We start from the raw sequence: 24,837 nt of genomic DNA, 5'->3' as shown, positions 1-24,837 counted from the left end.
CCGTGTTCGTGCGGTAGCGCTCGTGCGTGCGAACTCCGGTGCGTATCCGACATGCCGCTTATGGCGCCGCGCTGTCGCCCTGTTTTTTGTGCTGCGACGCGATCCGCTCCTGCTGGGCAGGGGACACCGGATCGTAGTGGCTGAGCTCGATGCTGTAATGACCGTGCCCACCGGCGATGGCGTTCAGACGCGACTGATAGTCGTTGAGTTCGGACATCGGCACCTGCCCCGCAACGACCATGGCATTGCCCGCGGCCGCGCGCGTGCCATGCACCTGGCCGCGCTTGGCGGACAGGTCGCCGATGATGTCGCCCATCGTGGCTTCCGGCGTCATCACCTCGATGTCCATGATGGGCTCGAGCAGAATGGGCTGGGCCTTCAGCACGGCATCGATGAAGGCCTTGCGCCCGGCGGAGACGAATGCCACTTCCTTGGAGTCGACCGGATGGCTCTTGCCGTCGAAGACGGTAACGCGCACGTCCTGCATCGGGAAGCCGGCAAGCGGTCCGCTATCGATAACCTGCAGAATGCCTTTCTCCACGGCCGGCATGAACTGGCCGGGGATGGCGCCGCCCTTGACCGCGTCGACGAACTCGAAGCCCGTGCCGCGCGGCAGCGGCTCCACGCGCAGCATCACTTCGCCGAACTGCCCGGCGCCGCCGGTCTGCTTCTTGTGGCGATGATGCCCCTCGGCCTTGGCGCTGATGGTTTCCCGATAGGCGATCTTCGGCGGCCGGGTCACGACTTCCAGCTTGTACTGCTCGGCGAGGCGCTCCAGCATCAGGCGCAGATGCAACTCGCCCAGACCTCGCACCACCGTCTCGTTGGTGCCGACCGGGTGTTCGATGCGCAGGCATGGGTCTTCCGCGCTCAGCTTTTGCAGGATCTCCCACAGGCGCTGCTCATTGCCGCGGCGTGCCGGTTCGATCGCGAGGCCATAGATGGGCGTGGGGAAGTCGAGCGGGGTCAGGTGGATATTGCCGTCCTCGGGGGCGTCGTGCAGCACGGCATCGAAGCCGATTTCGTCGACTTTGGCCGTGGCACAGATATCGCCTGGACCGGCTTGCGTCACGTCCACGTGCTCCTTGCCCTGCAGCATCATGAGATGGGCGACCCTGAACGGCTGGCGCCCGTCACCGATATAGAGCTGGCTGTCGCGCTTTATCGTGCCCTGATGAATGCGAAACACGGCCATCTTGCCGATGTAAGGGTCCATGACGACCTTGAAGGCATGGGCCAATACGTGTTTGTCCGCGTCCGGTTCGGCGCGCATGACTTGCTGGCCACTGTCGGTCTCGCGATAGAAGAGCGGCGGGTTACCTTCCATCGGGTTGGGCAGGAGCCGGACGAACACGTCGAGCAATTCCACGATGCCGGCGCCGTTGGCCGCCGACGTGAAGCACACCGGCACCAGATGACCTTCGCGCAGCGCGCGCTCCAAGGGTTCGTGCAACTGCTCCGGGCTGATGTCCTCGCCTTGCTCCAGGTAAAGCTCCATCAGGGCAGGGTCGATCTCGACCACTTGATCGACCAGCGCATTGTGCATGGCCGCAACTGACAGGAAGTCGGCGTCGCCGGCCGGGTTGAAAAAAGCAGTCCACCACCTGGTGTCCGCGCTGCGCCGGCAGGTTGATGGGCAGGCATCTCTTGCCGAAGGTCTCCTGAATTTGCGTCAGCAGCCCTGGAAGATCGACCTTTTCGCCATCGATGCCATTCACGACGATCATTCTGCAGAGCTTGCGTTCCTCCGCCCACGCCATCATGCGCCGGGTGGTCATTTCGATGCCGGTCTGTGCATTGATGACAATGGCAGCAGTTTCTACCGCAGGCAGGGCACTGATCGACAGTCCGGAAAAATCTGGATAGCCGGGCGTATCCAGCAGATAAATGCGGGTATCCCGGTAGTGCAGGTGGGCGATGGCGGAACTCAGGGAGTGGCGATATTTGCGTTCGAGCGGGTCGAAATCGCAGACCGTGGTGCCGCGCTCCACGCTGCCGGGCGCGTGTATCGCGCCGCCCTGATGCAGCAGGGCTTCGACAAGCGATGTCTTGCCGCATCCGGCATGCCCGACCAGGGCGATGGTGCGGATGGCGTCGGGGGTGTAACGCATGGCCGCCCTCGTCCAGTAGTGGATGTGGGGCCATTATTGGCGAAAACGGAGCATCGTGCTACCCGCGTTCTACCTGTGTTCTACCCATATGCCCTAAGCAGGCCATACGAAGTGATCGTGCCCTTCGCTGTCACGCCCGCGTAGTCACGGCGCTGCTGTTCCGCATGTTTTCACACGCGCGCTAAAGCGACCTATCCTTAAGGAATCTTGAGCAACCGTTTTCCATTTCCTTCCTTCCAGAGGAGGTGCGTCATGGCAATGTCGGCCACGCTTCAGAACTGCCTGCGCAGCAAAGGCACCCAGTACGAAATCGTGCATCATCCGTATAGCCATTCCAGCATTGAAACTGCGGCGGCAGCGCATATTCCCGGTGATCGTCTCGCCAAAACCGTGCTGTTCGAAGACGAACACGGCTACGTGGCGGCGGTACTGCCATCGACCTACGCCGTGCGGTTGTCCGAGCTTTGGGCAAAGACCGGACGCCGCCTCCTGCTGGCCAAAGAGGTGGATCTGCGAGAGCTGTTCAAGGATTGCGATGCAGGCGCGCTTCCGCCGGTATGCACGGCCTATGGCATGCGAACCTATCTCGACGAGAGCCTGGCTCAGCAGCCGGACGTCTATTTCGAGGCCGGCGATCATGAAGAGTTGATTCATATGGGCACGGATCAATTCCTCGATCTGATGGACCGCGCCGAGCGGACACGCTTCGCGCGTCGCATGCAAGGTATGCCAATGTGACCGGCGTTCCCTCGTAAGATAAGGCACGGTGCAGCGCCGCATGAAGGGCGCTGCGTCATCCCACTTTGCGCGAGGCAGATCATGCAACGCAGCGATACGGTCTTGAAGCAGGTCATCGCAGCCTTCGAACACCAATCACACCTGAAGCTCCGCAATCATCCCATTCATATGAGCTTCGACGACGGCGCCCTGACCGTGACGGGCGAGGTGCCGGACGTCGCATCCAAGAAACGCCTTCTTCAGTTGACCCAGATGCATTGCGAGGGCACGCATCTGGTCGACCATCTGCGTGTTACCGCCAACCCGTCGGTCGGTGACGGCGAGTTGCGCGCGCGTCTTTGCGAACGGCTGGCGCAGGCGGTGGAGTTTCGCAACTGCGTGATCTGCGCACGCGTCAAGGGCCAACTCGAAGTGCTGCACGGCACCATGGACGAGGCGGGCAACGAAGGCACTGGCGTCGTCGAAGTGACGGTCGAGGACGGTGTGGTGACCTTGACGGGGCAGGTGATCAGCCTGTCTCACAGGCGCCTTGCGAGTGTGACGGCCTGGTGGGTCGGCGGCTGCCGCGACGTGGTGAACCTGTTGGAGTTGGCGCCCGCCGAAACGGACGGCGACGACGAGATTTCCGATGTCTTGCAACTCGTGCTCGAAACCGACCCGCGTGTACGCGCCGAGCAGATCACCATCAATGTGGAAAATCATAAGATCACGCTGGCAGGGTGGGTTGCGACCGACGCCGAAAGGCGGCAGGCGGAACAGGACGCCTGGTGTCTGGATGCGATCGAGGGTGTCGTCAATCAGATCCAGGTGCGGGCCTGATCAGACCGGGGACTCGTTTCGTCGTGCTTCTTTAGCCGCTTGAACGTACCCCGCCTTTGTACATGACGACCATCGCATCCACGAGCCGGGTCATGAATCATCTTTGGTCTTCCACGGAGCCCATTCGAAAGACTGAGATGCCTTCCATCGGGTCCAATGTTTCGCGCCAGGGGGCACGGTCCAGTAAGCGGATCGTGTCTTCATACCCTACGTCCCAGCGCCGCGCGATGCCGCTCGACGAAAAGTCGATATCCCTGTTCAAGTCGTCGTTATTGAATGCCGGTGCGTCGAGTTCCAGGACTTGCATCGTCGTGCCACAGCCCCAGCCGATGAGGGCCTGAACCTCCGGCGTATCGAGTTTCGCTTCGGGGATGTGCTGACTGAGTTCGCGAATCACGTGACGCAGCCGGTGAATCTGCTTCTGTCGATCGAGATGGCTTTCCGCGCGACTCGAATACTGAATATCGCGCTGCCGGCTCATGACCTGCAAGATGGATTCGGGTTCCGGGCCGCTTGACGGCCACAACTGCACCGAAAAAATCACTGAACTGCGTCGCGGCCGATCATCGAGCACGGCTTCTAGCGGCGTGTTCGAGTAGATGCCGCCGTCCCAGTACGATTCGCCTTCCAGTCGCACCGAAGGGAAGCCAGGTGGAAAAGCGGCGGATGCCATGACGTGCTCGACGTCCATCGGCGCGTCGCGATTGGTGAAATACCGCATACGTCCGCTGCAGACATTGACCGTGCCGACCGTCAATCGCGTTGTCTTGTGATTCAGGTATTCGAAATCGATCAGTGAAGAGAGGGTTTCACGCAGTGGCGCCGTCGAATAGAACGCCGCTCGCTCCGCGCCGACGCGCGCCTGAATATTCGCCCATGATCCCGGTTGCGGCGTGAAGAACGACGGCACGCCTTGCGTGACGATCGCCAGGTCGCGCGACCAGTTTGCGAGCCCTGGCAACAACCAGCTTGCCGCATCGACGCCATGACGCGCCACGCCGTTCCAGAACTGCGTTAATCGCGCCATGCGGTTTTCGGGCAGATTGCCGGCGATGATCGCGCCGTTTATCGCCCCTATCGACGTACCGATCACCCAGTCGGGTTCGACCTTGCGCTCATGCATCGCCTGATACACGCCTGCCTGGTATGCACCGAGGGCACCGCCTCCCTGAAAGACGAGCACAACCTGTCCAGGAATGTCCGATGCGGCCTCCGGCTGGCCGGCCGCGTGAGTCTTGCGTTCGCCGTGCGTCTTGTTGCCCATTGCAGGTCTCCCGGTCGAATACCGCGGTGCCGGTGATTTTGCCACGGGTGAGGGTGCTTGCGGGCAGCTTCAGCACGCTGCTGCAAGGAAGGGGACCGAGGGATCGCGTTCTACCGCCGGGGCGTGACGGACTGAACCCGATTGCGTCCCGCACGTTTCGCGTCGTAGAGCGCGGCGTCTGCTGCCTGAAGCAGTGCGTTGGGCGTGCCCGGCGTGTTCTGTTCGTTCGTCGCGCACCCGGCGCTGACGGTGACCCGACCGCCAGGTATCGGCGCCGTCAGGCCCAAATCCATGATGGCGAGCCGGGCCTGCTCGGCAATATCCAATGCCTCTTGCGATCCCGTATCGGGTAGCACCAGGGCGAACTCTTCGCCGCCGTAACGCGCGACGAAATCGCTCGACCGACGCGCTGTTCCTGCCAGCGCTTTGGCAATTGCGCTCAGGCAGGCATCGCCTCGAAGATGGCCGAACGCGTCGTTGTAATCCTTGAAATTGTCGACGTCGAACATGACGAGCGAGAGCGGCTGACCGTTGCGTGCCGCACGGTCGAATTCCCTGCGAAATTGATCGTCGAAGTAGCTACGGTTATAAATGCGCGTCAGGGCATCGCGTATGGACGTGTGCAACAGGGAAGCGTGCGCCTCGGACAACTGACGGTAGAGCACGGTCACTTCCCAGACCAGGACGCATACCAGGAAGCCAGGAGCCAGCATGCTGAAGACCCGCGCGACATACCAGCCCAGGGTGAACTGCTGCATGCTCAACAGGTTCAGGCTGGCATCCGCAAAGGACGCCAGCAGGGCAAGGGTAATCCATAGATCGAGTACAGTCCGTAGCCGCCCTTTGAACAGGACCACGGCGATCGCGAGAACGTCAAGCGAGCAGATGACAAGTCCGGTCAGGCCGCCTGAGAGCGCGTTCGTCTCGGACGTGACCTGAAAGGGCGCCGACAGATTCGCATGAATGGCGAGAACGCCTAGTGCCGCGGCAAGCGCAGTGGGAACACCGATCAAGGCCCATGTCCAGCGATCGATAGAGGGCAGATCGATCGGCTTGCTCGGGAAGCGGTCGCGTGTGAGCGCTGCCAGAATGACGAGCAGTGGAAATCCCGCATGCCAGAAAACCCACATCCACGCCGCACTATGAGGTCCGGCGCCGAACAGGCCCGTGCGCGTGAAAACACCCGGGAACATCAGCAGTTGCAACGCGACGGTAATTGCCGTGAATGCGTACGCGCCGCCGAGCGCGCCGAGCATCGGTTGTGGCGTCACCGTAAAGCGGGCGCCGAGCAGGAACGCGGCGATGCCCGACGTGGTGAACACCGTGAGCGCGCACATCGGCATGAAGGGCGTGACGGCAGGCAGCGTCTGGTGCGCGCGCGGACCCGCGATGATCAACGCGAGCAGAATGAATAACGCACATGCACCTGCAAAGGTGACCTGTTTGCGCGTCGCCGGCCCTATAAGCAAGCTGTTCATTCTGACCCGTTCGGTTGATGTTCGATCGTCTCAGTGCATCCGCGTTGCCCACTGTTCGATGTGTATGCCGTATCGGCTTCACATCGCGGAATTCGCTACGGACCGCATTGATGCTTTCCCGGCAAAGCGCGATGGCGCAACGCCGCCGGTCTGAACATATTGTCCTACAGTTTGGCTCCGATGATCAGCTAGTCACCGTTCGCGATAGTGCTCGGCCATATGGTCGACGAAGGCTCGCACCTTGGGCGCGACATACCGCGTTTGCGGGTAAAGAGCGTAGTAGTGGCGCACGCCGAGGGAGTAGCCGGGAAGGAGTTGGACCAGTTGGCCGCGATCCAGATCGGTCTGAACGGTGTGCCGCGTGAATGCAGCGATGCCCGCGCCTGCCAGCGCGGCGGAGTAGAGCGCGGTGATCGTGTCCGATGCCAAACTGCCGTTCAGTTCAACGTGGGCTGGTGCGCCTCGCGCGGGCGTCAGCACCCAATGGTCCGCCGCATTGGCACCCGAGAAGGTCAGCAAAGCGTGTTTGACGAGTTGTAGGGGTGACCGCGGAAGCCCGTGTTGTGCCAGATACGCGGGTGACGCGACGAGGACGATGTCGGATACCGCTAGCGTCCGCGTAACCAGGCTGGTGTCGGACAATGGCTCGCTGATACGCAGGGCAACGTCGAAGCCCTCTGCAACGAGATCGACAAATTGATCGCCACAAGACAGGTCGAGCTGGAGGTCGGGGTAGCGTCGCTGAAAGGCCGGCAGCCAGTCCTGGAGTTCAAGCGTGCCAATGGCAAGGGGCACGCTGACGCGCAATCGGCCGGCCACCCGTTGATGCTCACCGGCCATCGCCTGAGCTGCCGCGTCCACGCGTTCGAGAATGTCGACGCTGGACGCGAAGTAGCGTTCGCCTGCGGCAGTGAGCGCAAATCGCCGCGTGTTACGGTTGATCAACTGGACACCGAGCGCGGCTTCAAGCTGCTTCAGCTGGCGCGATACGGTTGAATGCGAAGTGCCGAGCCGTTCGGCCGCGGCAGAAAACCCCTTGGCATCCACGATGCTGCGGAAGACCCGCATGGCGAGCAGTTGATCCATGAATCGAGCGCGTTGTCGAAGCGTCGGATGCTACCACGACGCGGTATTCGAACCGCAGGGCATCGCGCCGGACATGGCGGGCACGGCCGGCTTCGCAAGGCGCATTACGAAGTCAGCGACAGCACATCCCGCGTATTCAACACGGAGCCAAAGGTATCCGCTATTTCGGCTAACGCACTCAGATGCAACGTGTCGTGCGAGACGTTATACGTGTCGTTGAACTCGATGTCCCGGGTCGCGCACGCGTCGGCTACCACGACAACTTCAAAGCCCGCGGGCACAGCGTCACGCGCAGCGCCGGCAACACAGGCGTGTGTCATCAGACCGCATATCACGAGGTGAGTGACACCATCGGCTTTCAGCGTCTGCGCCAGATCGGTGCTGGCAAAGACGCTCACGGAAGTTTTCCTGACCAGCAGATGGCCGGCTTTCGGCTGGATATCGGAGCAGATTTCGGCATTCTGGCCGCTAGCGGCGAACAAGGGCGACTCTTCCGGCGCAATGTGCTGCACGTGCACGACTTGCCAGCCATGACGATCGGCGCAATCGACGAGGGCGAGCGCGTTTTGCAACGCACTCGTGCCATTGGGAATCGGCAACGCGCCGGTGAAATATTCGTTCTGGAAATCAATCACCAGCAATGCGGTGGTGCGGGCCGGCAAAGAAGGTGGCGTACCGGCACCGAGGATGCTACGCAGTGTGCGCTTCGACATGATGAGGTTCCTTTCGACTGACTGAGAAGGAACGAAGTCTAGGGGCTGCAGAGTGCTGCAACAACGCCGTGTGCGTCACAAGATTTGTGCATGAGTTGCACAGTGCCGGCGGCGATTGCCGCAGCCTACCGAAGACCCAGCGCCAGCTCGACAAACTGCATCGCCCGAGCCGTCATGCAGCCGGCGCCGCCGGCGCACCCGGCGTGTATTTCCGGAGTCGCTGGGAAATCAGATGGGAAGGCTTTTCGACCATCCGGTAAAACGCATAGCTGATGGCGAACGCCAACGCCACCTGGACGAACCATGCGAATGGGGATGTTTCGTCGAACCGGGTCATTTCCAGCAGTGCAAGCGCCATCTTGTGGCAAAGATAGAGGCTATAGGACCACGCGCCGAAAGCAGCCAGTCTGGACCACGCGCCGCCTTTGGAAGGCGTGGCCGTCTCCGCCGCGATCCAGACTGCCGCGAGGAACTGAAATAGCGGAAGCGTGATATCGGGTGTAATCAACGGGACGATTGCCGGTTTGAGATTCGATTCGGACAACAAAATCATAATCGCCGCGCCGGCCGCGACAACCGCCACTCTCAGCGCCATCAGATGGTTTGCCAGGTAGCGAGTACTCCGATCCAGGCCACGCTTGATCATCAGCGTGAGCGGCGAATACGCGCCGCGGACCTGGAACTGCTCCGCGTTGCGCTGGCTCTCCGCGATCAGACAGCCAAAAATCCACCCAGCCGCATACAGCAAAGCCGTACCTGGAACACCATACGTCTCAATGACGCAGCCGTGGCAAACCGGATGCCCTACCAGACGAACCACGGCCACCATCACGCCTGCCGCAACCGCGCAGCCCACTATCATTTCGCCGATGTAGCGAAAACGGGCGCGCAAGATCGGATAGACGGCGTAGTACACCATCTCGCAGTAGAGCGACCAAAGCACGGACTCGAGATAATTTTGCCCCGTCGGCAAAGGTTGGACGACGCACAGCAGAATGACCAGCGGCAATCCAATGCGAATAAATCTGGACGCGTAATAGTTGATCGGTTTGAGCGTCACATCCTTTTGATATGCGTTATGGATGCAATAACCCGAAATGACAAAGAATACGATGACAGCCGCGGGGCCCGCGAACAGCGCGGTCGACCCTGACCACAATGCGCCGCCGAGGAATGCCAGCCGATGCGGCAGAAGTTCTTTAAATGCGGGCGGCCGAAAGTGGTACATCAGGACCCAGAAGGCCGCAAGAAATCGAATGGCGTCTATCTTTAACGACTTGTTCGGATTTGCGGACGCGGACAGATTCAAGCTGATTGCCATTTTTTGCCCCTTCTTCTATTCAGGCTGCGGCGATCTTACCTCCGTGCCCAGCAACAAAAATCACAACAAAAATCGAAAAAAATGGAGAAACTAATGCCTATCCAGGCCACCAACAGGAAGCGTAACGATCCAATGAATCCATCGGAAAAGATTGACCAACTGATCGCGGGAATCACGGACTGGCGTGGCAAGACGTTCGCCGGCGTCCGCAAGACCATCCTCGGGGCCGACCCGGAGATCATCGAGGAATGGAAGTGGATGGGAAGCCCGGTGTGGTCCCGCGACGGCATGATCGCGGTCGCCAACGCCCACAAAGGGAAGGTGAAGCTTACCTTTGCTCACGGAGCGAGCCTGCCGGATCCCGACAAGCTTTTCAACGCGGGCCTCGAAGGCAATGCGAGACGGGCGATCGATTTTTTCGAGGGCGATAAGGTCAATGCGCGTGCGCTAAAGAGTCTCGTCCGAGCCGCTATTGATCACAATCTGAGCAAATTGAAGAAGAACGCACCGGCGAGTACTCGAGCGAAAGTACACAAAAGTAAAGAGACGTGAAGCGATAGGGCTATTGCTTTTGCTCGTGTGTGTTTCGCTGATTCGAGTCAGCCGCCGTGCCGCGCACGCGAATCTTCAGGCCAGACGCTTTTCAGCGCGACAGCAACGAAACGGTGGCGATGCCCAGGATCGTCATCACGAGCGAAGCCGCCACGTGAATGACGATCTCGCCGGCCGCCCAGCCGAGCCGGCCGTCCTGCAAGCGCTGCACGACTTCCGCGGAGAAGGTCGAGAACGTCGACAGGCCGCCCATCAAGCCCGTGATCACGAAGAGCCGCCATTCGGGCGCGATCTGCGGCGCCCGTGCGAACCCCGCGACCGCGACGCCGATAACGTAGCCGGCGATCACGTTAGCGGCGAAGGTGCCGAGCGGCAAGCCCGTGAACAGGCCGTTCAGACGGATACCGAGAAACCAGCGGAACAGCGAACCGAGCGCGCCGCCAATGCCGACCGCGAGAATGGACAGATACATGCAAAAGTACTCTGGCGAAGCCGAAAGGTCGACAAACCGGACTGAAGCTGGCGGCGCGATCCCGCGTCCGCAGTTGTCCGGGCGAAGCAGGCGTTATCAGCCGTCAAGGGCGGCTAGTGGACAATATGGAGAATTTGAAGAACAGGGAGAATGCCATCTCCAGCGCGCAAGTCTAGCACCGGCGGGGCATTGGGGACAGGTGAGCGCGGTCGCGGCGCGCGCATGGTTTGGGGCGTGATCTAGAATGAATGAAGGACCTGCGAGCGCTTGCCGCGGGTTCACTGCAACCGCGCGGGAGGCCGCCATGATGAAGGGCTACCAGCTCACGTTCTATACCGAGAAGAACCGGCGCCACGGCCATCAAACGGTCGTGGAATGCCTGCTGTCGATCGCGAAGATCGTCGGCGTTCATGGCGCGACCGTCGTGGCGGCGGCCGAAGGTATCGGCCACGCGGGCGCGCGGCACGCAGCGCGCTTCTTCGAACTGGCGGATCAACCGCAGCAGGTGATTTTCGCGGTCACCGAAGGGGAGGCGGAAGCGTTGCTCGAGGCGGTGCGTGCGGGCAACATCCCCGTGTTCTACACGCGTTGCCCGATCGAATTCGGCCTGCTCGGCGCGCATGCGGACGCGAAACATCCGGCAGGTCGCTAACCCTGTTCGCCGGTTTGCGGCTAACCCCAATACTGTTAACAAGCTCAAATTTGTGTTAACTTTCAAGCCTCTGAACCAACAAGAAGAGCTTGAAGGATGGCAAGAACGGAAGCAACGCTGCCAGGCGGGGCGCGGCTCGCGGACTATCTGGCGGTGGGGTATCTGGCGCTGAACTGCTCCCTGGGACAGGTCAAGGAGGCGCTCACGAAGTGCGGCGTGCAGACGCGCGTGCGCCGCGACATGCCGCGTGAAGTGCTGGTGTATTTCGTGATGGCGATGTGCCTGTATCCGCGCGTGGCCTATGAGGAAGTGTTTCGTCTGGTGATCGAGGGACTGCGGCGCATCTACGGCGACCAGGTACGCGACGCGCAGGTCAGCAAGGCGGCGATCTCGCAGGGTCGCGCACGCCTGGGATGGCAGGTGATGCGCGAGCTGTTCGCCCGGCAGGCGGCGCAACACCCACGAACCGCAGGCGGCGACTATGCGGGCTATCGGGTCATGAGCGTGGACGGCTCCACGCTGGATGTGCCCGATGAGAAGGCCAATGCGCAAGCGTTCGGATATGCGCAGGGAGGGCGCGGTGAGGCCGCGTATCCGCAGATTCGCTTCGTAGCGCTGGCCGAATGTGCGACGCACGCGCTGTGTGAGGTCCAGATGGGCGGGGTATGCGAGCACAGCGAACAGGCGCTCACACGCCAGCTGTTTCCGGCATTCTCGGACGACATGCTGGTGCTGGCCGATCGCCTGTTCTATGGCTATGACATGTGGCGCGACGCGGTGGCCACCGGAGCGAAGCTGCTGTGGCGCGTGAAGTCGAATTTGCGGCTGCCGTGCGAAGTGCCGCTGGCAGATGGTTCGTACCTGAGCACTGTCTATGCCAGTGACACCGACAGGCGACACCAGTGCAACGGCATGCAGGTGCGGGTCATCGAGTATTGCCTGGAAGGTGTGCCTGATGCCGAGCCGCAGTATCGCCTGATCACCAATCTGCTGGACGCAGCGGTGGCGCCTGCCATAGAACTCGCGGCGCTGTACCACCGGCGCTGGAAAATAGAAGAGATGTTTGACGAGATCAAGACACATCTGTGCGACGGCAAGAAGGTGCTGCGTAGCAAGACGCCTGATCTGGTCCGTCAGGAGTTCTATGCGTTAATGCTTACCCACGCGGCGATCCGTCGACTGATGTATGAGGCTGCCCAGGACAGCGGGCAGCACCCGGAAGACTTATCGTTCGTTCATGCCGTACGCGTGTTGAACCGACGCCTGCCCGAGGCGGCGGCCGTTCCCCCCTGAGCAGTGGCAAAGTTGGAGGCTCAGCTTACTGCGGGAAATCGCCAGTGGGCGTGCCGTGCAAAGCCGCGGCAAGCGTAATCCCCGCGGCGTGAAGCGAAAGATGTCGAACTTCCGGATACGCCGACGATCGGAGCCGCTGAATCAGCGAATTTCACCGAAAGCGGTCATCAAGTGAACAGTATTGCGGCTAACCCCTAACCCTTTAGCCGACGCTTTCGCGCTCCGGCGTCGCCGAAATCTTGTGGATCGAGAGGTCCGCGCCGTTGTATTCGTCTTCCTGGTCGAGCCGTAAGCCCACCGTCATCCGAATGGCCCCGTACACGAGCGTGCCGCCGAGCGAGGCCACCACGATGCCGCCCAGCGTGCCGACCAGTTGCGCGCCGAACGAAACGCCGCCCAGGCCACCGAGCGCATGCAAGCCGAAGATGCCGGCCGCGACGCCACCCCACGCGCCGCACAGACCGTGCAACGGCCACACGCCGAGCACGTCGTCGATGCGCCAGCGGTTCTGCACGCAGGTGAACATGTAAACGAACAGCACGCCCGCGATGCCGCCCGTCACGAGCGCGCCGAGTGGATGCATCACGTCGGAACCGGCGCATACCGCGACCAGCCCGGCGAGCGGGCCGTTGTATGTAAAGCCCGGGTCGTTGCGGCCCGCAAGCCACGCAGTCAGCGTGCCACCGACCATCGCCATCAGCGAATTGACGGCCACGAGGCCGCTGATTTTGTCGATGGTCTGCGCGCTCATCACGTTAAAGCCGAACCAGCCGACCGCCAGCACCCACGCGCCCAGCGCGAGGAACGGAATATTCGACGGCGGATGCGCGGCAATGCCGCCGTCGCGGTGATAGCGGCCATGGCGGGCACCAAGCAGCAGCACCGCCGGCAACGCGACCCAGCCGCCGAACGCATGCACCACCACTGAGCCTGCGAAGTCGTGAAACGGCACGCCGAATACCTGGGTCAGCCAGTTCTGGATACCGAAGCGGCCGTTCCACACGATCCCTTCGAAGAACGGGTAGACGAAGCCGACCAGCACGAAGGTGGCGAACAACTGCGGATTGAATTTCGAGCGCTCGGCGATACCGCCCGACACGATCGCGGGAATCGCCGCCGCAAAGGTCAGCAGGAAGAAGAAGCGCACCAGCGCGTAGCCGTTGTGCGCGGCCAGCGACTCGGCGCTGCCGAAGAACTGCACGCCATAGGCGATCGTGTAGCCGATGAAAAAATACGCGATCGTCGAGACTGAGAAGTCCACCAGAATCTTGACCAGCGCATTGACCTGATTCTTTTTGCGTACCGTGCCTAGTTCGAGAAACGCGAATCCCGCGTGCATGGCCAGCACCATCGCGGCACCCAGCAATAGGAAGAGGGTGTCGGTGCCGGTTTTCAGACTTTCCATCGAGGGTTCCCGCTTGTGCCAAAAAAGCGGGCATTGAATGCAAGAAGCGGGCCAAACTTGTGCCTGAACGCGTCGATCAGGTGCAAAACCGCACCGGGATGGGTTTCATATCACACGTTACCGATTAGAGGTCGCGCGACCTCTTGCACTTCGAATGACAGAAATGCACACATAAAGTGCATTTCTGTTTTATATCGGTCGTTACGATCCAAATATGGGCGAAATATTCGATTTGCATTACGTTTAATTCAAAAGCCTGACATTTATGCGTAATCATTGCGCACGGGGTGGCCGCCGACCGCAGGCATGCGGTTCGTCGCGCATCGTCTTTGTCTTCCTGTGCAAACGCCGACATAATGTGCCGTCCCCGTGCACGATCTGCCGGCCATCGACCTCCAATGCGTACGCATGAGACTGACCACCAAAGGCCTGTTGCTGATCGCAATTCCGGCCCTCTTCGAACTGGCGTTGTTGTCCGGGCTGGTCAAGGCGCAGTCCGACGCGGCGCAAGCCGAGCAGTGGGCCATCCATAGCGAAGACGTGCTGCGCCAGACCACCGCGATTCTCGATCCGGTGCTGGGTGAGTCTGTGGCGCTGCGCGGCGCGGTGCTCGCCAACGATACGCACTTCACGACGCCGGTCGCTTTGTGGATGGACGTCGATCGCCGCATCGATCAATTGGCCGAACTGGTTGCCGATAACCCGGCGCAAGTCGAGCGTGTCGTGCAGGTGCGCCAGGCGGTGCAGGGGTATCGCCAATGGTCGGACCGCGTTCAGGACATGCTGCACTCGGGGCGGCGGCGCGATCTGCTCGATCGCTTCCGCGACCTGACGTCGACCGACGTGCTCGATAGCTTCCGTCAGCAGGTAGTGGCCTTCCAGACCGAGGAGCGGCGCCTCGACACGTTGCGCTCGAATGCCGCCGACGCCGCGCGTGAACGGCAACAGACGCTGGTCGTCGCGGCCGTGTTGAGCTCCTTGCTGTTCGTCGCGCTGGCTGTCTGGTTGTTCACGCGTGGTGTACGCGGGCGGCTCGCGCTGCTGTCCGACAACGCCGGGCGCCTCGCGGGCAACGAGCCGCTCGCGCCGATCACGCCGGGCCGCGACGAAATCGCCCGGCTCGATCTGACCTTGCATGAAACCAGCCGGCGCCTGCTCGAAGCCGAGCGCATTCAGGCGCGTTTCCAGTCCGATCTCGCGCGGCGCACCGGTGAACTCGCACGCATCAACGAGACCTTGCGGCAACAGACTCAGGAAAACGAAATGTTCATCTACAGCGTATCGCACGACCTGCGTGCGCCGCTGGTGAATCTGCAAGGCTTCTCGAAAGAGCTGACCCGTGCCTGCGACGAACTGCGCGCGGTGCTGCGCCAGTCGTCGCTCGCGGCGGAACCGCGGCAGCGTATCGAACGGGTGGTGGACGAGGATATCGGCGAGGCCTTGCACTTCCTGCAGACGGCCGTGCTGCGGGCCTCTCATATCATCGACGCGCTGTTGCGGCTGTCGCGTGTCGGCCGCGTCGAGTACCGGCAGCAAAAGGTCGAGGTGCGCGATATCGTGCCGCGCGTGGTCGATGCCATGCAAGGGTCGATCCGGGCGCGCCGGGCACATGTGATCGTCGACGAGTTGCCTGCGGTGTGGGGCGACCCGACCGCGCTTGAACAGGTGTTCGCGAACCTGATCGGCAACGCGGTCAATTATCTGGACCCGGCGCGCGAAGGCCAGATCGAAATCGGCACGACGCCGGCGCCGCCGGGCGTGCATTCGCTACGGATTTTCTACGTGCGGGACAATGGGCTGGGCATTCCGGCGGTCGCGCTGCCGCGGCTTTTCAATGCCTTTCAGCGGCTGCACGGCAATGTGGCGGCGGGCGAGGGTATCGGCCTTGCGCTCGTGCGGCGGGTGGTGGAGCGGCACGGCGGGCGCGTGTGGGCGGAGTCGAAAGAGGGGAAGGGCACGACGTTTTATCTGTCGCTGCCCGAAGCCGAGGCGCGGACGGCGCAACCGGCTGTCGACACGCGCGTCAAGGTGGCGGACGGCGTTCGCGCGGGTCGCGGCGCGCGTGAAGTGCGGGCGGGCCTCGCCGAGTGTGATGGCCCTGAACTCGGCGGCGGGGAGGCGGCGCATGCCGCCAAGGCCGTGCCCGGCATCAGTACGCAGTAGCCAGTACGCGGTAAAGAGCCGGCGCGGTTTGAGCAGTTTGCTGCCGCGAATCGACCAGTAGCAGCCGCAGACGATCAGGATAGTGACGCCGGTCAGCGCCTCGAGCGGCGCCGGGTGCAAGCTCGGCAGGCCGTTCAGCGCGAACAGGCCGTGCGCGACGATCAACAGCGCCGCCCACAACGAACACGCGGCTTGCACCAGCATGCGCGTGCCTGCCAGACGCCGCGCGCGGTTTTCTCGCGACCAGTTGGCCGGTGTGCGCGCGCAGAAAAAAGTAATTGCCATCAGCGTGACGGCGAGGATGACGATCCAGTCAGTCAGTTCCATCGAAAGAGGCTCCCAAGTCAACCGGCGACTATAGGAAAGCCTTGCGCTGCGAACTATCAGACTAGTCTCAAAATGCGGGTGCGTTTGAGCGAGCGCGCGTTGCCGCAAGGGCCACGCGCTCGCCTCGGGATCAGAGTTCGATCCGGGTGCCGAGCAGCACGAGGAATTGACGCAGCCACTCAGGATGAGCGGGCCATGCGGGAGCGGTGACAAAATTGGCGTCGGTGATCGCCGCATCGACCGGAATATCGGCGTACTCGCCGCCGGCCAGTTTGACTTCGGGCGCGCAAGCCGGGTAGGCGGAAATGCGTTTGCCGCGAATCACGTCGGCGGCGGCCAGCAGTTGCGCCGCGTGGCAGATCGCGGCGATTGGCTTGCCCGTTCCGGCAAACTGCCGGACGAGTTCAATGACCTTGTGATTGAGCCGCAGGTACTCGGGCGCGCGGCCGCCTGCGATGGCCAGCGCGTCGTATTGACGCGGATCGACGTCGTCGAACGTTGCATTGAGCGTGAATTGATGGCCAGGCTTTTCGGTGTAGGTCTGGTCGCCTTCGAAATCATGAATCGCGGTCTTGATCTTATCGCCCGCTTTCTTGTTCGGACAGACCGCGTCGACCACGTGGCCGACCGACTGCAGTGCCTGAAACGGCACCATCGTTTCGTAATCCTCGGCGAAGTCGCCGGTCAGGAACAGGATCTTCTTTGCTGCCATCACATGCCTCCAGTTGATCAATGGAACACATCGAGCGGGCAGTCAGTCTACTCCACCGCGTTTGACAGAACCGCGACGGAGGCGCGACGCCAGTCTCAGCACGCGCCACAGCGTCGAGCGTGCGGGCTTCCAGATGCTCGCCGGGGAGACTGTGCGGCGCAACGGCGTATCATTGGCGCGTTTTCGCATCCGGAAAGCCGCTCGATGCGGCTCACACTCAGCCATGACTTTATCTATTCGTTCACCGTTGTTGCGCCGCGTTGCCGTGGTCGCCTTCGTGTTCGGCGGCCTCGCGGCTTGTCAGAAGAATGATGCGTCGGCAGGTCAGGTCGCCGGCAAGCTTGACGATGCGGCGCAAGCCGCCGGTCAGAAGCTCGATCAGGCAGCCAGCTACGTTGGCCAGCAGGTCGATGCGACCAAAGCCGCCGCGCAGCAGAACCTCGACTCGGCCTCCGCGCCGTCAATCAAGATCGATCCAGCCGCGCTGGCATCGACCGCGCAAGCCAATCTGCAAGGCGCGGCGAGCGCGACAAATGCCCAACTTGGCAAGGCTGCGGCGTTGACCGGCCAGAGTCTCGAGACGGCGGGGCGCAAGCTGCAGGAATGGTCGGCGCAAAATTCGGCGTCGTCGGCTGGTGGTTCGGCTTCCTCGTCGGCCTCGAGCGATTCCAGCGATGCGCAAAAGCAGATGGACAAGTGAGATGGCGGCCCATGCGGCCGTCCGTTTGACAGCGGGATTAAATGTAATTACTATGGTTACACATTGTTGCCGCAAGGCAGGTTTGCTGTGAATACGAGTAGCCGGTTTGCGTTTGCGGTGCATGTGCTCGCGCTGCTGTCTTTGCAGGAGGGCGTGCCGCTCTCGTCGGAGATGATCGCGGGCAGCGTGAATACGAATCCTGCGCTGATCCGGCGTTTGTTGACCATGCTGGCCGAGGCGGGTCTCACGACCTCGCAACTCGGCGCGGGCGGCGGCGCGCTGCTCGCCCGTGCGCCCGGGGACATCACCTTGCTCGAGGTGTATCGTGCGGTGGACGACGCGCAATTGTTCGCCATGCATCGCGAGGAGCCGAATCCAGCGTGCATGGTGGGGCGAAATATCCAGAGCGTGTTGCGCGGCATTATCGACGAAGCGCAGCAGGCCATGGAGGCGTCGCTCGGTGCACGCACGCTCGCCGATGCCACGGCCGATCTGGAGCGCGCCGAGCGGGCGCATGAACGCAAGCGGCGCCCGCAGGGGTGACGCAGCAATGAAGCAATGAAGCAATGAAGCAATGAAGCAATGAAGCAATGAAGCAATGAAGCAGTACAGAAGGGCGCGCGTGGCGTAGTCGTTTAGTTGGGACGCGCGCCTGAAAAACGGACGGGGGCTGATGCCCCTCTTTTTTCCGCGTTATATGTAATCAATACGGTTACATATAACCTTATAGCAGGAGTATCGAAATGAGCAAACAGTTGAAAATCGCGTTGTTCGGCGCCACCGGCATGATTGGTTCGCGGATCGCTGCGGAAGCGGCCCGCCGCGGGCATCAGGTGACGGCGCTGGCGCGCAATCCGGCGCGCGTGCCGGCAGACGTGGCGAATCTGAAAGCCGCGCAGGCCGATCTGCTCGATGCCGCGAGCGTCGGCGCCGCGGTGCGCGGCCACGATGTGGTGGCGAGTGCCTATGCGCCGCCGCAAGACGATCCCGCGGCGGTGTCCAAGGCAACCCATGCACTCGTCGACGGCGTGCGCGCGGCGGGCTTGAAACGCCTCGTGGTGGTGGGCGGCGCGGGTTCGCTCGAAGTGGCGCCGGGCAAGCAGCTGGTCGACACGGACGGCTTCCCGCAGGCCTACAAAGCGGTTGCACTGGCCCACCGCGATGCATTGAACTATTACCGCGGCATCACCGATCTCGACTGGACTTTCTTCGCGCCGGCCGCGCTGATTGCCCCAGGCGAGCGCACCGGCAAGTTCCGTACGGGCGCGAACACGCTTCTCGTCGACGCCGAGGGCAATAGCCGTATTTCGGCGGAAGACTATGCGATCGCCTTCGTCGACGAATTGGAGCAGGGCCGTTTGCTCCGTCAGATCGCGACGGTGGCTTATTGAGCTTGAGCGGGCCTCGCGTGCCTGGTGCCGCGCTGGCCCGTTGCGCGCATTTCAGCGGCTGCCCGGAGGATGAGGGCGGCCCGCTAATCTTCGACTTTGCGCCAGCGTCCTAACATTCGGTTACGCATGGGCGGGCGCGGGCGGTAAAACTGCGGCTACACTGGCGACTCCCGTTTTCTTACGGATCGCCATGCAGTCATGCCCATTGGGGCGTGAGTCCGGGGCCGCGCCGTCTAACGGCGGGCAACCGGCGACTCACGCCGCCTTTCAGTTTTCTTCCAGTTATGCCGGATGCAACGCTCGACGCGGCATTCGCGCTCCTGTTGCCACGCGGCTTTGCGCATGGCTGGCCACAGTCTGCCTCGCGCTGATCCTCGGCGTCATCGGGTGGTTGCCCGCGACTGCTGAGGCGGCCGGCACCAGCACGCCGGTCATTCCGGCCTTGCAGAGCCTGATCAATAGCGCGACGGCGACGGCAACGCCTGCGTCTGCCGCCTCGGGTGCCTCGGCCGCGGAAGCGGCCTCTGCGCCGTCGCCCGCGAGCCAGGCGGAACTGGCGCGCTCGCTCGACAGCGTGATCGCCACGCTCGACAACGACCGGCAGCGCACCGCGCTTGTCGCCCAGCTCAAAAAGCTGCGCGACGTTTCGCAAACGGTCGCGCCGCCTGCGCCCGCGCAACCGAGTCCGGGCTTGCTCGGCGCGATCGCGTCGGGCATCGCGTCGTTCGAATCCGATGTGCATCAGGGCCGCACCCCGGTGCGCTATTGGGGCGGACGCTTCAACGCGGCCGGCAACGAGCTCTACACGATCATTTCGGGGCAGGGGCATGAAAGCTTCGGGCGCGTCATCTTTTCGATGATCGCCATGCTGGCCGGCTGGGGTGCCTGCGCCGGCGCGCTGATCTACGTGCAACACCGGCTATACCGGCGCTTCGGCATCCTCTTGGGGCTCAACCCGAATCCCACCACGCGCGAGTTGCTGATCTTCGCGCTGCGCCGCGTCGGACCGTGGATCATCGCCTTTCTCGCGGCGCTGCTGTTCGTGCGCGCCATGCCCGATGCGCTCGGCCGCACGCTCGGCATGGTGGTCGCCTATGCGATTGTTGCAGGCGCGATATTTTCGGCGATCTGTCTGATCATGTTTTCGCTGTTCGGCTCGGGGCATCGGCGGATTGCGGTGCGCCTGCTGATCGATCACGCGCGCCGCGTGCTGTTCGTGGTGGGCGTATGCGCCGCGCTCGGCGATGCGGCGGTCAACTACGATGTCGCGCATCAACTCGGATCGAATCTCGCCGCGCTGATTTCGACGGCCGCCAATATGACGGCCGCCGTGCTCACCGGCTATTTCGCGCTGGCGTTTCGCCGGCCCGTCGCGCATCTGATTCGCAACCGGCCTTACGAGCAGCGCCACGATCACAGGGCCGCGACCGACGCGTTCGACGTGCTCGCCTCGCTCTGGCACGTGCCGGTGCTGGTGCTCGCCGCCGCGTCGGTGGTGGCCACGCTCGGCGGCTCGGGCTCCAGCGAAAACGTGCTGCAGATTTCGGTGGTGACCGCGCTGCTACTGGTGCTCGCATTTTTCCTCTCGGCCGTCGTGCTGCGCGTGACGCGCCCGCGCAGCCCGCGCGCGCGGCGCCGCTCGCCTTATCTGTCGCGCTTGCTGCGCTTTTGCGGCACGCTGCTGACGCTGTTCATCTGGCTGTTCTTCTTCGAACTGGCGGCGCGTTTGTGGGGCGTGTCGCTCGCGGAAGTCGTGGAGGAAAACGTGGCGGCGCGCGGGATCGCGCACGCGGTGACGGCGATCATCGCGACGGTGTTCATTTCATGGCTGCTGTGGATTCTGGTCGACACGGCCATTACCGAGGCCCTCAATCCAGGCGGTCCGCGCAACAAGTCGCGCAATCCGAGCATGCGGGCGCGCACGATGCTGCCGCTGCTGCGCAACGTGCTGCTGGTGTCGATCATGACGATTGCCGGCATCGTCACAGCGGCGAATCTGGGCATCAATGTGACGCCGCTGCTGGCGGGCGCCGGGGTGATTGGTCTCGCGATCGGCTTTGGCGCGCAGTCGCTCGTGACCGACCTGATCACGGGCCTGTTCATCATCATCGAAGATACGATTTCGGTCGGCGACTGGATCGACGTGGACGGCGGGCATGCGGGCACCGTCGAGCATCTGTCGATCCGCACCGTTCGTTTGCGCGACGGACAAGGCGCGATTCACGCGATTCCGTTTTCGCAGATCAAGATCGTGAAGAACCTGTCGCGCGACTTCGCGTACGCGGTGTTCGAAGTGCGAATGGCGTTCTCGACCGATGTCGATCAGATCACGCACCTGATTCGGGAAGTCGGCGCCGATCTGATGGCCGACTTCCGCTATCGGCGCGAAATGCTCGGCCCGATCGAGGTGTGGGGGCTCGACCGCTTTGATCCGAACTGGATGGTCGTGAAAGGGCAGATCAAGACGCGGCCGTTGCAGCAATGGAGCGTGGCGCGCGCCTTCAATTTGAGGCTCAAACGCAAGATGGACGAAGCCGGTATCGAGATTCCGGTGCCGCAAATGCGTGTGTACACGTCGTCGAAGGATAGCGAAGGGCAGTCTTTGCCGGACGATGAACTGCCCGAGGCCGGTCCGCATGGACATGGGCACGCGCATGCGGGGGCGGAGGCGGGAGGCTCGACGCGGGCCGTGCACGTTGCCGTGGCGCGCGATGTGTCGCATGAACCGCGACCGGCACCGCCGCCGACCGGGCAGACCGCGCCGATTCCGCCGCAGATTCCGACGGCGGGTGAAGCGGGCGGTAAAAGCTGACTACGCTACGTGCGGGGGCATCGGCCCCGCGCACAATGCTCGGTTTTTAGACCAGCGCCGGTGCCCCGGCTGTGCGTACGATATCGTTGACGTGCGTGGAGATCTGCGCGCCCGAGACACCGTAAATATGCAGAGAAACGGCGGGCGCGTCGCTGCAATTTCCCAACTGGTGAATGCCGCCCCGGCCGCCGCGCACGAACGACGCGGCTCCGGCATTGCGTGCTTGCGTACGGGTGGCGCTCGCACAATGCTGTGCGCCATTCCATTCGAAGACCGTTTCGCTCAGCGTGCCGTCGAGCACCGCGTAGCCGCACCACGTATGGTGCGCATGCACCGGGCTTGCCTGATGCGGCAGCCATACCAGTGCGGCGATCGCATAGCGACCCTGCGGATCGGCAGCCAGCAGATGACGCCGGTAATTTTCAGCAGAACCCTCACGTTGCGCCGGTGTGAGCAATGCGGGATTCGCCGCGGCTTCGGTCAGCGCGATGCGCATGCTGCGCGCGAAGAAGGTCGAATCCGAAGGTTCAGCGAACTTCACGCAGGCTTCGAACATCGCGTCGAGCGTGTCGCACAGGTGCGCGAGCGGCACGGTGCGATGGGTGCGCGAGGGCATTTCGTTCGCCCCGGCTAACTGGACGGCGTGGGCGGAGGAACGGGCAACGCGGGCGACGGATTCGGAACGGAGGTCTTGGCTCATGATCGCTGTGCAGCTGCATCGCTGCTTATCGGCTATTTTTGGATAGACATATTTATACCTGTTTGCTCGGAGAAAGAGTTTCCATATAATTCCACTCGGAATCTTAAAAGTAGAATAATTTTCTATGGGGGTGTCACGATGGGAATGGATATCATCGATCGGAAGCTGCTCGAGATCCTGCAGGAAGACGCAACCATGCCGATCGCCGAGCTGGCGCAACGGGTGAATCTGTCGCAAACGCCGTGCTGGAAGCGGCTCCAGCGCCTGAAAGAAACGGGCGTGATTCGAGCCCAGGTGGCGCTGTGCGATGCGCGCAAACTCGGCGTGGGCACGACCGTGTTCGTGGCGGTGCGAACGAATCAGCACACCGAGGCTTGGGCGCAGACCTTCACGCGTGCGGTGCAGGAGATTCCGGAGGTGGTGGAGGTGTACCGGATGAGCGGCGAAACCGATTACCTGCTGCGCGTGGTGGTGTCCGATATCGACGACTACGATCGGGTCTATAAGAAGTTGATCGCCGCTGTGCCGTTGTACGACGTGAGTTCGAGTTTCGCGATGGAACAGATCAAGTATTCGACGGCGCTGCCGGTGCGGTTCAATGGCTGAGCGCGGCTATATGGGCTTCTCATTGCCTGGCGGACGTTCTGAGCCGATTACTGCACCTCTAATTCTATCGGTTTATCTCGCTTTTTCTCTTGTTTTTGCGGTGCCACGGCTCCAAAATGGGTGCCATTTCCACGTGGCACCGCGAAGGCGAGTAAAGGAGCGCAAATGGCAGCGATTACGCCCAGAACGAACAGGGATGGTAGCACCTCCTATAAGGCGCAGATCCGCATCCGGAAAGGCGGCAAGGTGATCCACCAGGAGACCAGGACCTTCGAGCGCAAACAGGCCGCGCAGGCTTGGGCGAAAAAGCGCGAAGGCGAGCTCGCGCATGCCGACGGGCTGAAGGCGGCACTGCAGGAAAATCCGCCAGTGAAAAAAATGATCGAGCGATACACCGAAGAGCTTGGCAAGCCGCTGGATCGGACGAAGAGGATGATCCTCAGCCAGATATCGAAATCCGCACTCGGCGAAGTCAAGGCAGCTCAGCTTGCAAGTGCGGACGTCGTCGGATATATGCGGACGGTCGACGTCGCGCCGTCGACGCGCGGGCACTATCTTGCGCACCTCTCCAGCGTGATCACGCTCGCCCGGCCGGCATGGGGATATCCGGTGGATGCATCGGTCGTTGCGGATGCGCGTATCGCCCTGACGCGAATGGGGCTCGTAGGCCGCTCGAAGCATCGCGAGCGACGCCCGACGCTGGAGGAGCTGGATCGCCTGATGGCCGAGTTCGGAAAGGTGCGGGAGGGCACGCCAGAGAGCATTCCGATGCAGGCGCTGTCGACGTTCACGATCTATTCGCTGCGGCGCATCAGCGAGATCTGCCGATTGGAGTGGCGGGATCTGGATGAGGAAGGGTGCCGCGTGATGGTGCGCGACCTGAAACATCCGAACACTAAGATCGGCAACGATACCTGGGTAGACCTGACTCCAGAAGCGTTGAGGATTGCACAGGCGCAGCCGAGATCAGGCGACCGCATCTTCCCCTACCGGGCACTCACGGCAAGTACAGCATTCACGAATGCCGTGCAGCTGCTCGAAATCGATGACTTGCATCTGAATGACCTGCGGCACGAGGGAGCGAGCCGGCTGTCAGAGATAGGATGGACGATCCAGCGCGTGGCAGCCGTGAGCGGCCACCGCAGCTGGAATACCTTGAAGCGCTATACACACGTTCGCAAGGTGGGAGACAAGTATGAAAACTGGAAATGGCTCGACGTGATCGCGCCGCTACCGGCTCAGACCGTGCCGGCGAGCTGATTACATTCCTTCTGCGCGGCGGCGCGCCGCTCATCGATATAGTTCGCCAGATCCTGCACGTAGACGCCCTTGGCGCTCTTCTGTGAGGCCTCGATGCGCACGAGTGGCAGCACGATCTCGCCATAGGCGATCTTGCGCAACAGCTTGTCCAGTTCGAGGTGCGAGAAATATTCGCGCCGTACCTCGTCGATCGGGATCACTGCGCGGGCGCCGAACTGCGCCATCAGCAGAAAAACAGTATTCATTTGATACTCCATGCGCG

At 62.2% G+C, this 24,837-nt stretch carries 22 protein-coding genes, 2 pseudogenes and 1 riboswitch; of the genes and pseudogenes, 12 read left to right on the top strand and 12 right to left on the bottom strand.

Features of this window, described 5'->3' with window-relative positions; translation table 11 throughout:
* Positions 1–58 precede the first annotated feature (58 nt).
* Positions 59–2,111, bottom strand: a pseudogene (fusA, locus tag B0G76_RS14280) (elongation factor G).
* A 252-nt stretch (positions 2,112–2,363) separates the two neighbouring features.
* Between fusA and B0G76_RS14275 the strand changes: the two are divergent.
* Positions 2,364–2,849, top strand: coding sequence for an aminoacyl-tRNA deacylase (locus tag B0G76_RS14275; RefSeq protein ID WP_120293085.1), 486 nt, complete (start codon positions 2,364–2,366; stop codon positions 2,847–2,849).
* An 81-nt stretch (positions 2,850–2,930) separates the two neighbouring features.
* Positions 2,931–3,668 (top strand): BON domain-containing protein, encoded by a 738-nt coding sequence (locus B0G76_RS14270; RefSeq protein ID WP_120293083.1) that lies wholly within the window; start codon positions 2,931–2,933, stop codon positions 3,666–3,668.
* A gap of 97 nt (positions 3,669–3,765) precedes the next feature.
* Here the strand turns inward: B0G76_RS14270 and B0G76_RS14265 are convergent, their stop codons facing one another.
* The 5 genes from B0G76_RS14265 to B0G76_RS14245 form a co-directional block, all read right to left on the bottom strand.
* Positions 3,766–4,932 (bottom strand): patatin-like phospholipase family protein, encoded by a 1,167-nt coding sequence (locus tag B0G76_RS14265; RefSeq protein WP_120293081.1) that lies wholly within the window; start codon positions 4,930–4,932, stop codon positions 3,766–3,768.
* A 110-nt stretch (positions 4,933–5,042) separates the two neighbouring features.
* A complete protein-coding gene (locus B0G76_RS14260; RefSeq protein WP_120293079.1) occupies positions 5,043–6,410 on the bottom strand; it encodes a sensor domain-containing diguanylate cyclase in 1,368 nt (455 codons plus the stop codon).
* Between the two features lie 192 nt (positions 6,411–6,602).
* Positions 6,603–7,496 carry a LysR family transcriptional regulator gene (locus B0G76_RS14255; RefSeq protein WP_120293077.1) on the bottom strand — a complete coding sequence of 298 codons (894 nt, stop codon included), beginning with the start codon at positions 7,494–7,496 and terminating at the stop codon, positions 6,603–6,605.
* A 104-nt stretch (positions 7,497–7,600) separates the two neighbouring features.
* On the bottom strand, positions 7,601–8,209 hold the full coding sequence (locus B0G76_RS14250) for a cysteine hydrolase family protein (RefSeq protein WP_120293075.1): 609 nt from the start codon (positions 8,207–8,209) through the stop codon (positions 7,601–7,603).
* A 172-nt stretch (positions 8,210–8,381) separates the two neighbouring features.
* On the bottom strand, positions 8,382–9,530 hold the full coding sequence (locus tag B0G76_RS14245) for an acyltransferase (protein WP_120293073.1): 1,149 nt from the start codon (positions 9,528–9,530) through the stop codon (positions 8,382–8,384).
* 132 nt (positions 9,531–9,662) lie between these two features.
* On the opposite strand from B0G76_RS14245, the gene B0G76_RS14240 reads away from it, so the two are divergent.
* Entirely contained in the window at positions 9,663–10,082 is a 420-nt protein-coding gene (locus B0G76_RS14240; RefSeq protein ID WP_120293071.1) for a DUF1801 domain-containing protein, read from the top strand.
* Positions 10,083–10,173: 91 nt separating this feature from the next.
* Here B0G76_RS14240 and crcB read toward each other — a convergent pair whose 3' ends face one another.
* Entirely contained in the window at positions 10,174–10,554 is a 381-nt protein-coding gene (gene crcB / locus B0G76_RS14235) for a fluoride efflux transporter CrcB (RefSeq protein WP_120293069.1), read from the bottom strand.
* An 80-nt stretch (positions 10,555–10,634) separates the two neighbouring features.
* Positions 10,635–10,724, bottom strand: a riboswitch (Fluoride riboswitch).
* A gap of 134 nt (positions 10,725–10,858) precedes the next feature.
* Between crcB and B0G76_RS14230 the strand changes: the two genes are divergently transcribed.
* Together B0G76_RS14230 and B0G76_RS14225 are read left to right on the top strand one after the other, a co-directional pair.
* Positions 10,859–11,206 carry a DUF190 domain-containing protein gene (locus B0G76_RS14230; protein ID WP_259460578.1) on the top strand — a complete coding sequence of 116 codons (348 nt, stop codon included), beginning with the start codon at positions 10,859–10,861 and terminating at the stop codon, positions 11,204–11,206.
* Positions 11,207–11,302: 96 nt separating this feature from the next.
* A complete protein-coding gene (locus B0G76_RS14225) occupies positions 11,303–12,499 on the top strand; it encodes an IS4 family transposase (protein ID WP_120293067.1) in 1,197 nt (398 codons plus the stop codon).
* 202 nt (positions 12,500–12,701) lie between these two features.
* Here the strand turns inward: B0G76_RS14225 and B0G76_RS14220 are convergent, their stop codons facing one another.
* Positions 12,702–13,904, bottom strand: coding sequence for an ammonium transporter (locus tag B0G76_RS14220; RefSeq protein ID WP_120293065.1), 1,203 nt, complete (start codon positions 13,902–13,904; stop codon positions 12,702–12,704).
* A gap of 408 nt (positions 13,905–14,312) precedes the next feature.
* Here B0G76_RS14220 and B0G76_RS14215 point away from each other — a divergent pair, with 408 nt between their 5' ends.
* Positions 14,313–16,067 carry an ATP-binding protein gene (locus tag B0G76_RS14215; protein WP_120293063.1) on the top strand — a complete coding sequence of 585 codons (1,755 nt, stop codon included), beginning with the start codon at positions 14,313–14,315 and terminating at the stop codon, positions 16,065–16,067.
* A gap of 6 nt (positions 16,068–16,073) precedes the next feature.
* Here the strand turns inward: B0G76_RS14215 and B0G76_RS43775 are convergent.
* Positions 16,074–16,394 (bottom strand): annotated as a pseudogene (locus B0G76_RS43775) (hypothetical protein); the annotation flags it as partial.
* Positions 16,395–16,524: 130 nt separating this feature from the next.
* Positions 16,525–17,106: a DJ-1/PfpI family protein gene (locus B0G76_RS14205; RefSeq protein WP_120293061.1), complete on the bottom strand. Its 582-nt coding sequence runs from the start codon at positions 17,104–17,106 to the stop codon at positions 16,525–16,527.
* A gap of 223 nt (positions 17,107–17,329) precedes the next feature.
* Here B0G76_RS14205 and B0G76_RS14200 point away from each other — a divergent pair, with 223 nt between their 5' ends.
* The 4 genes from B0G76_RS14200 to B0G76_RS14185 all read left to right on the top strand — a co-directional run bounded on the left by B0G76_RS14200 (position 17,330) and on the right by B0G76_RS14185 (position 22,009).
* Positions 17,330–17,806 (top strand): hypothetical protein, encoded by a 477-nt coding sequence (locus tag B0G76_RS14200; protein WP_183082052.1) that lies wholly within the window; start codon positions 17,330–17,332, stop codon positions 17,804–17,806.
* An 87-nt stretch (positions 17,807–17,893) separates the two neighbouring features.
* Entirely contained in the window at positions 17,894–18,349 is a 456-nt protein-coding gene (locus tag B0G76_RS14195; protein ID WP_120293059.1) for an Rrf2 family transcriptional regulator, read from the top strand.
* A gap of 200 nt (positions 18,350–18,549) precedes the next feature.
* Entirely contained in the window at positions 18,550–19,197 is a 648-nt protein-coding gene (locus tag B0G76_RS14190) for an NAD(P)-dependent oxidoreductase (protein ID WP_120293057.1), read from the top strand.
* 190 nt (positions 19,198–19,387) lie between these two features.
* Positions 19,388–22,009, top strand: a complete 2,622-nt coding sequence (locus B0G76_RS14185; protein ID WP_120293055.1) for a mechanosensitive ion channel family protein — start codon at positions 19,388–19,390, stop codon at positions 22,007–22,009.
* Positions 22,010–22,055: 46 nt separating this feature from the next.
* Here B0G76_RS14185 and B0G76_RS14180 read toward each other — a convergent pair whose 3' ends face one another.
* Entirely contained in the window at positions 22,056–22,625 is a 570-nt protein-coding gene (locus B0G76_RS14180; protein WP_120293053.1) for a cysteine dioxygenase family protein, read from the bottom strand.
* A gap of 222 nt (positions 22,626–22,847) precedes the next feature.
* Between B0G76_RS14180 and B0G76_RS14175 the strand changes: the two genes are divergently transcribed.
* Together B0G76_RS14175 and B0G76_RS14170 are read left to right on the top strand one after the other, a co-directional pair.
* Positions 22,848–23,315, top strand: a complete 468-nt coding sequence (locus B0G76_RS14175; RefSeq protein ID WP_120293051.1) for an Lrp/AsnC family transcriptional regulator — start codon at positions 22,848–22,850, stop codon at positions 23,313–23,315.
* Positions 23,316–23,480: 165 nt separating this feature from the next.
* Entirely contained in the window at positions 23,481–24,575 is a 1,095-nt protein-coding gene (locus B0G76_RS14170; protein ID WP_120293049.1) for a site-specific integrase, read from the top strand.
* Here B0G76_RS14170 and B0G76_RS14165 read toward each other — a convergent pair.
* Positions 24,554–24,820, bottom strand: a complete 267-nt coding sequence (locus tag B0G76_RS14165) for a pyocin activator PrtN family protein (RefSeq protein WP_120296373.1) — start codon at positions 24,818–24,820, stop codon at positions 24,554–24,556. The genes B0G76_RS14170 and B0G76_RS14165 overlap by 22 nt on opposite strands.
* Between the last annotated feature and the right edge of the window lie 17 nt (positions 24,821–24,837).

Origin of the sequence: Paraburkholderia sp. BL23I1N1 (assembly GCF_003610295.1) — a bacterium.
Taxonomy (GTDB): domain Bacteria; phylum Pseudomonadota; class Gammaproteobacteria; order Burkholderiales; family Burkholderiaceae; genus Paraburkholderia.
The sequence above is the reverse complement of the archived record's forward strand: the minus strand, read 5'-3'. Positions and strand labels throughout refer to the sequence as shown.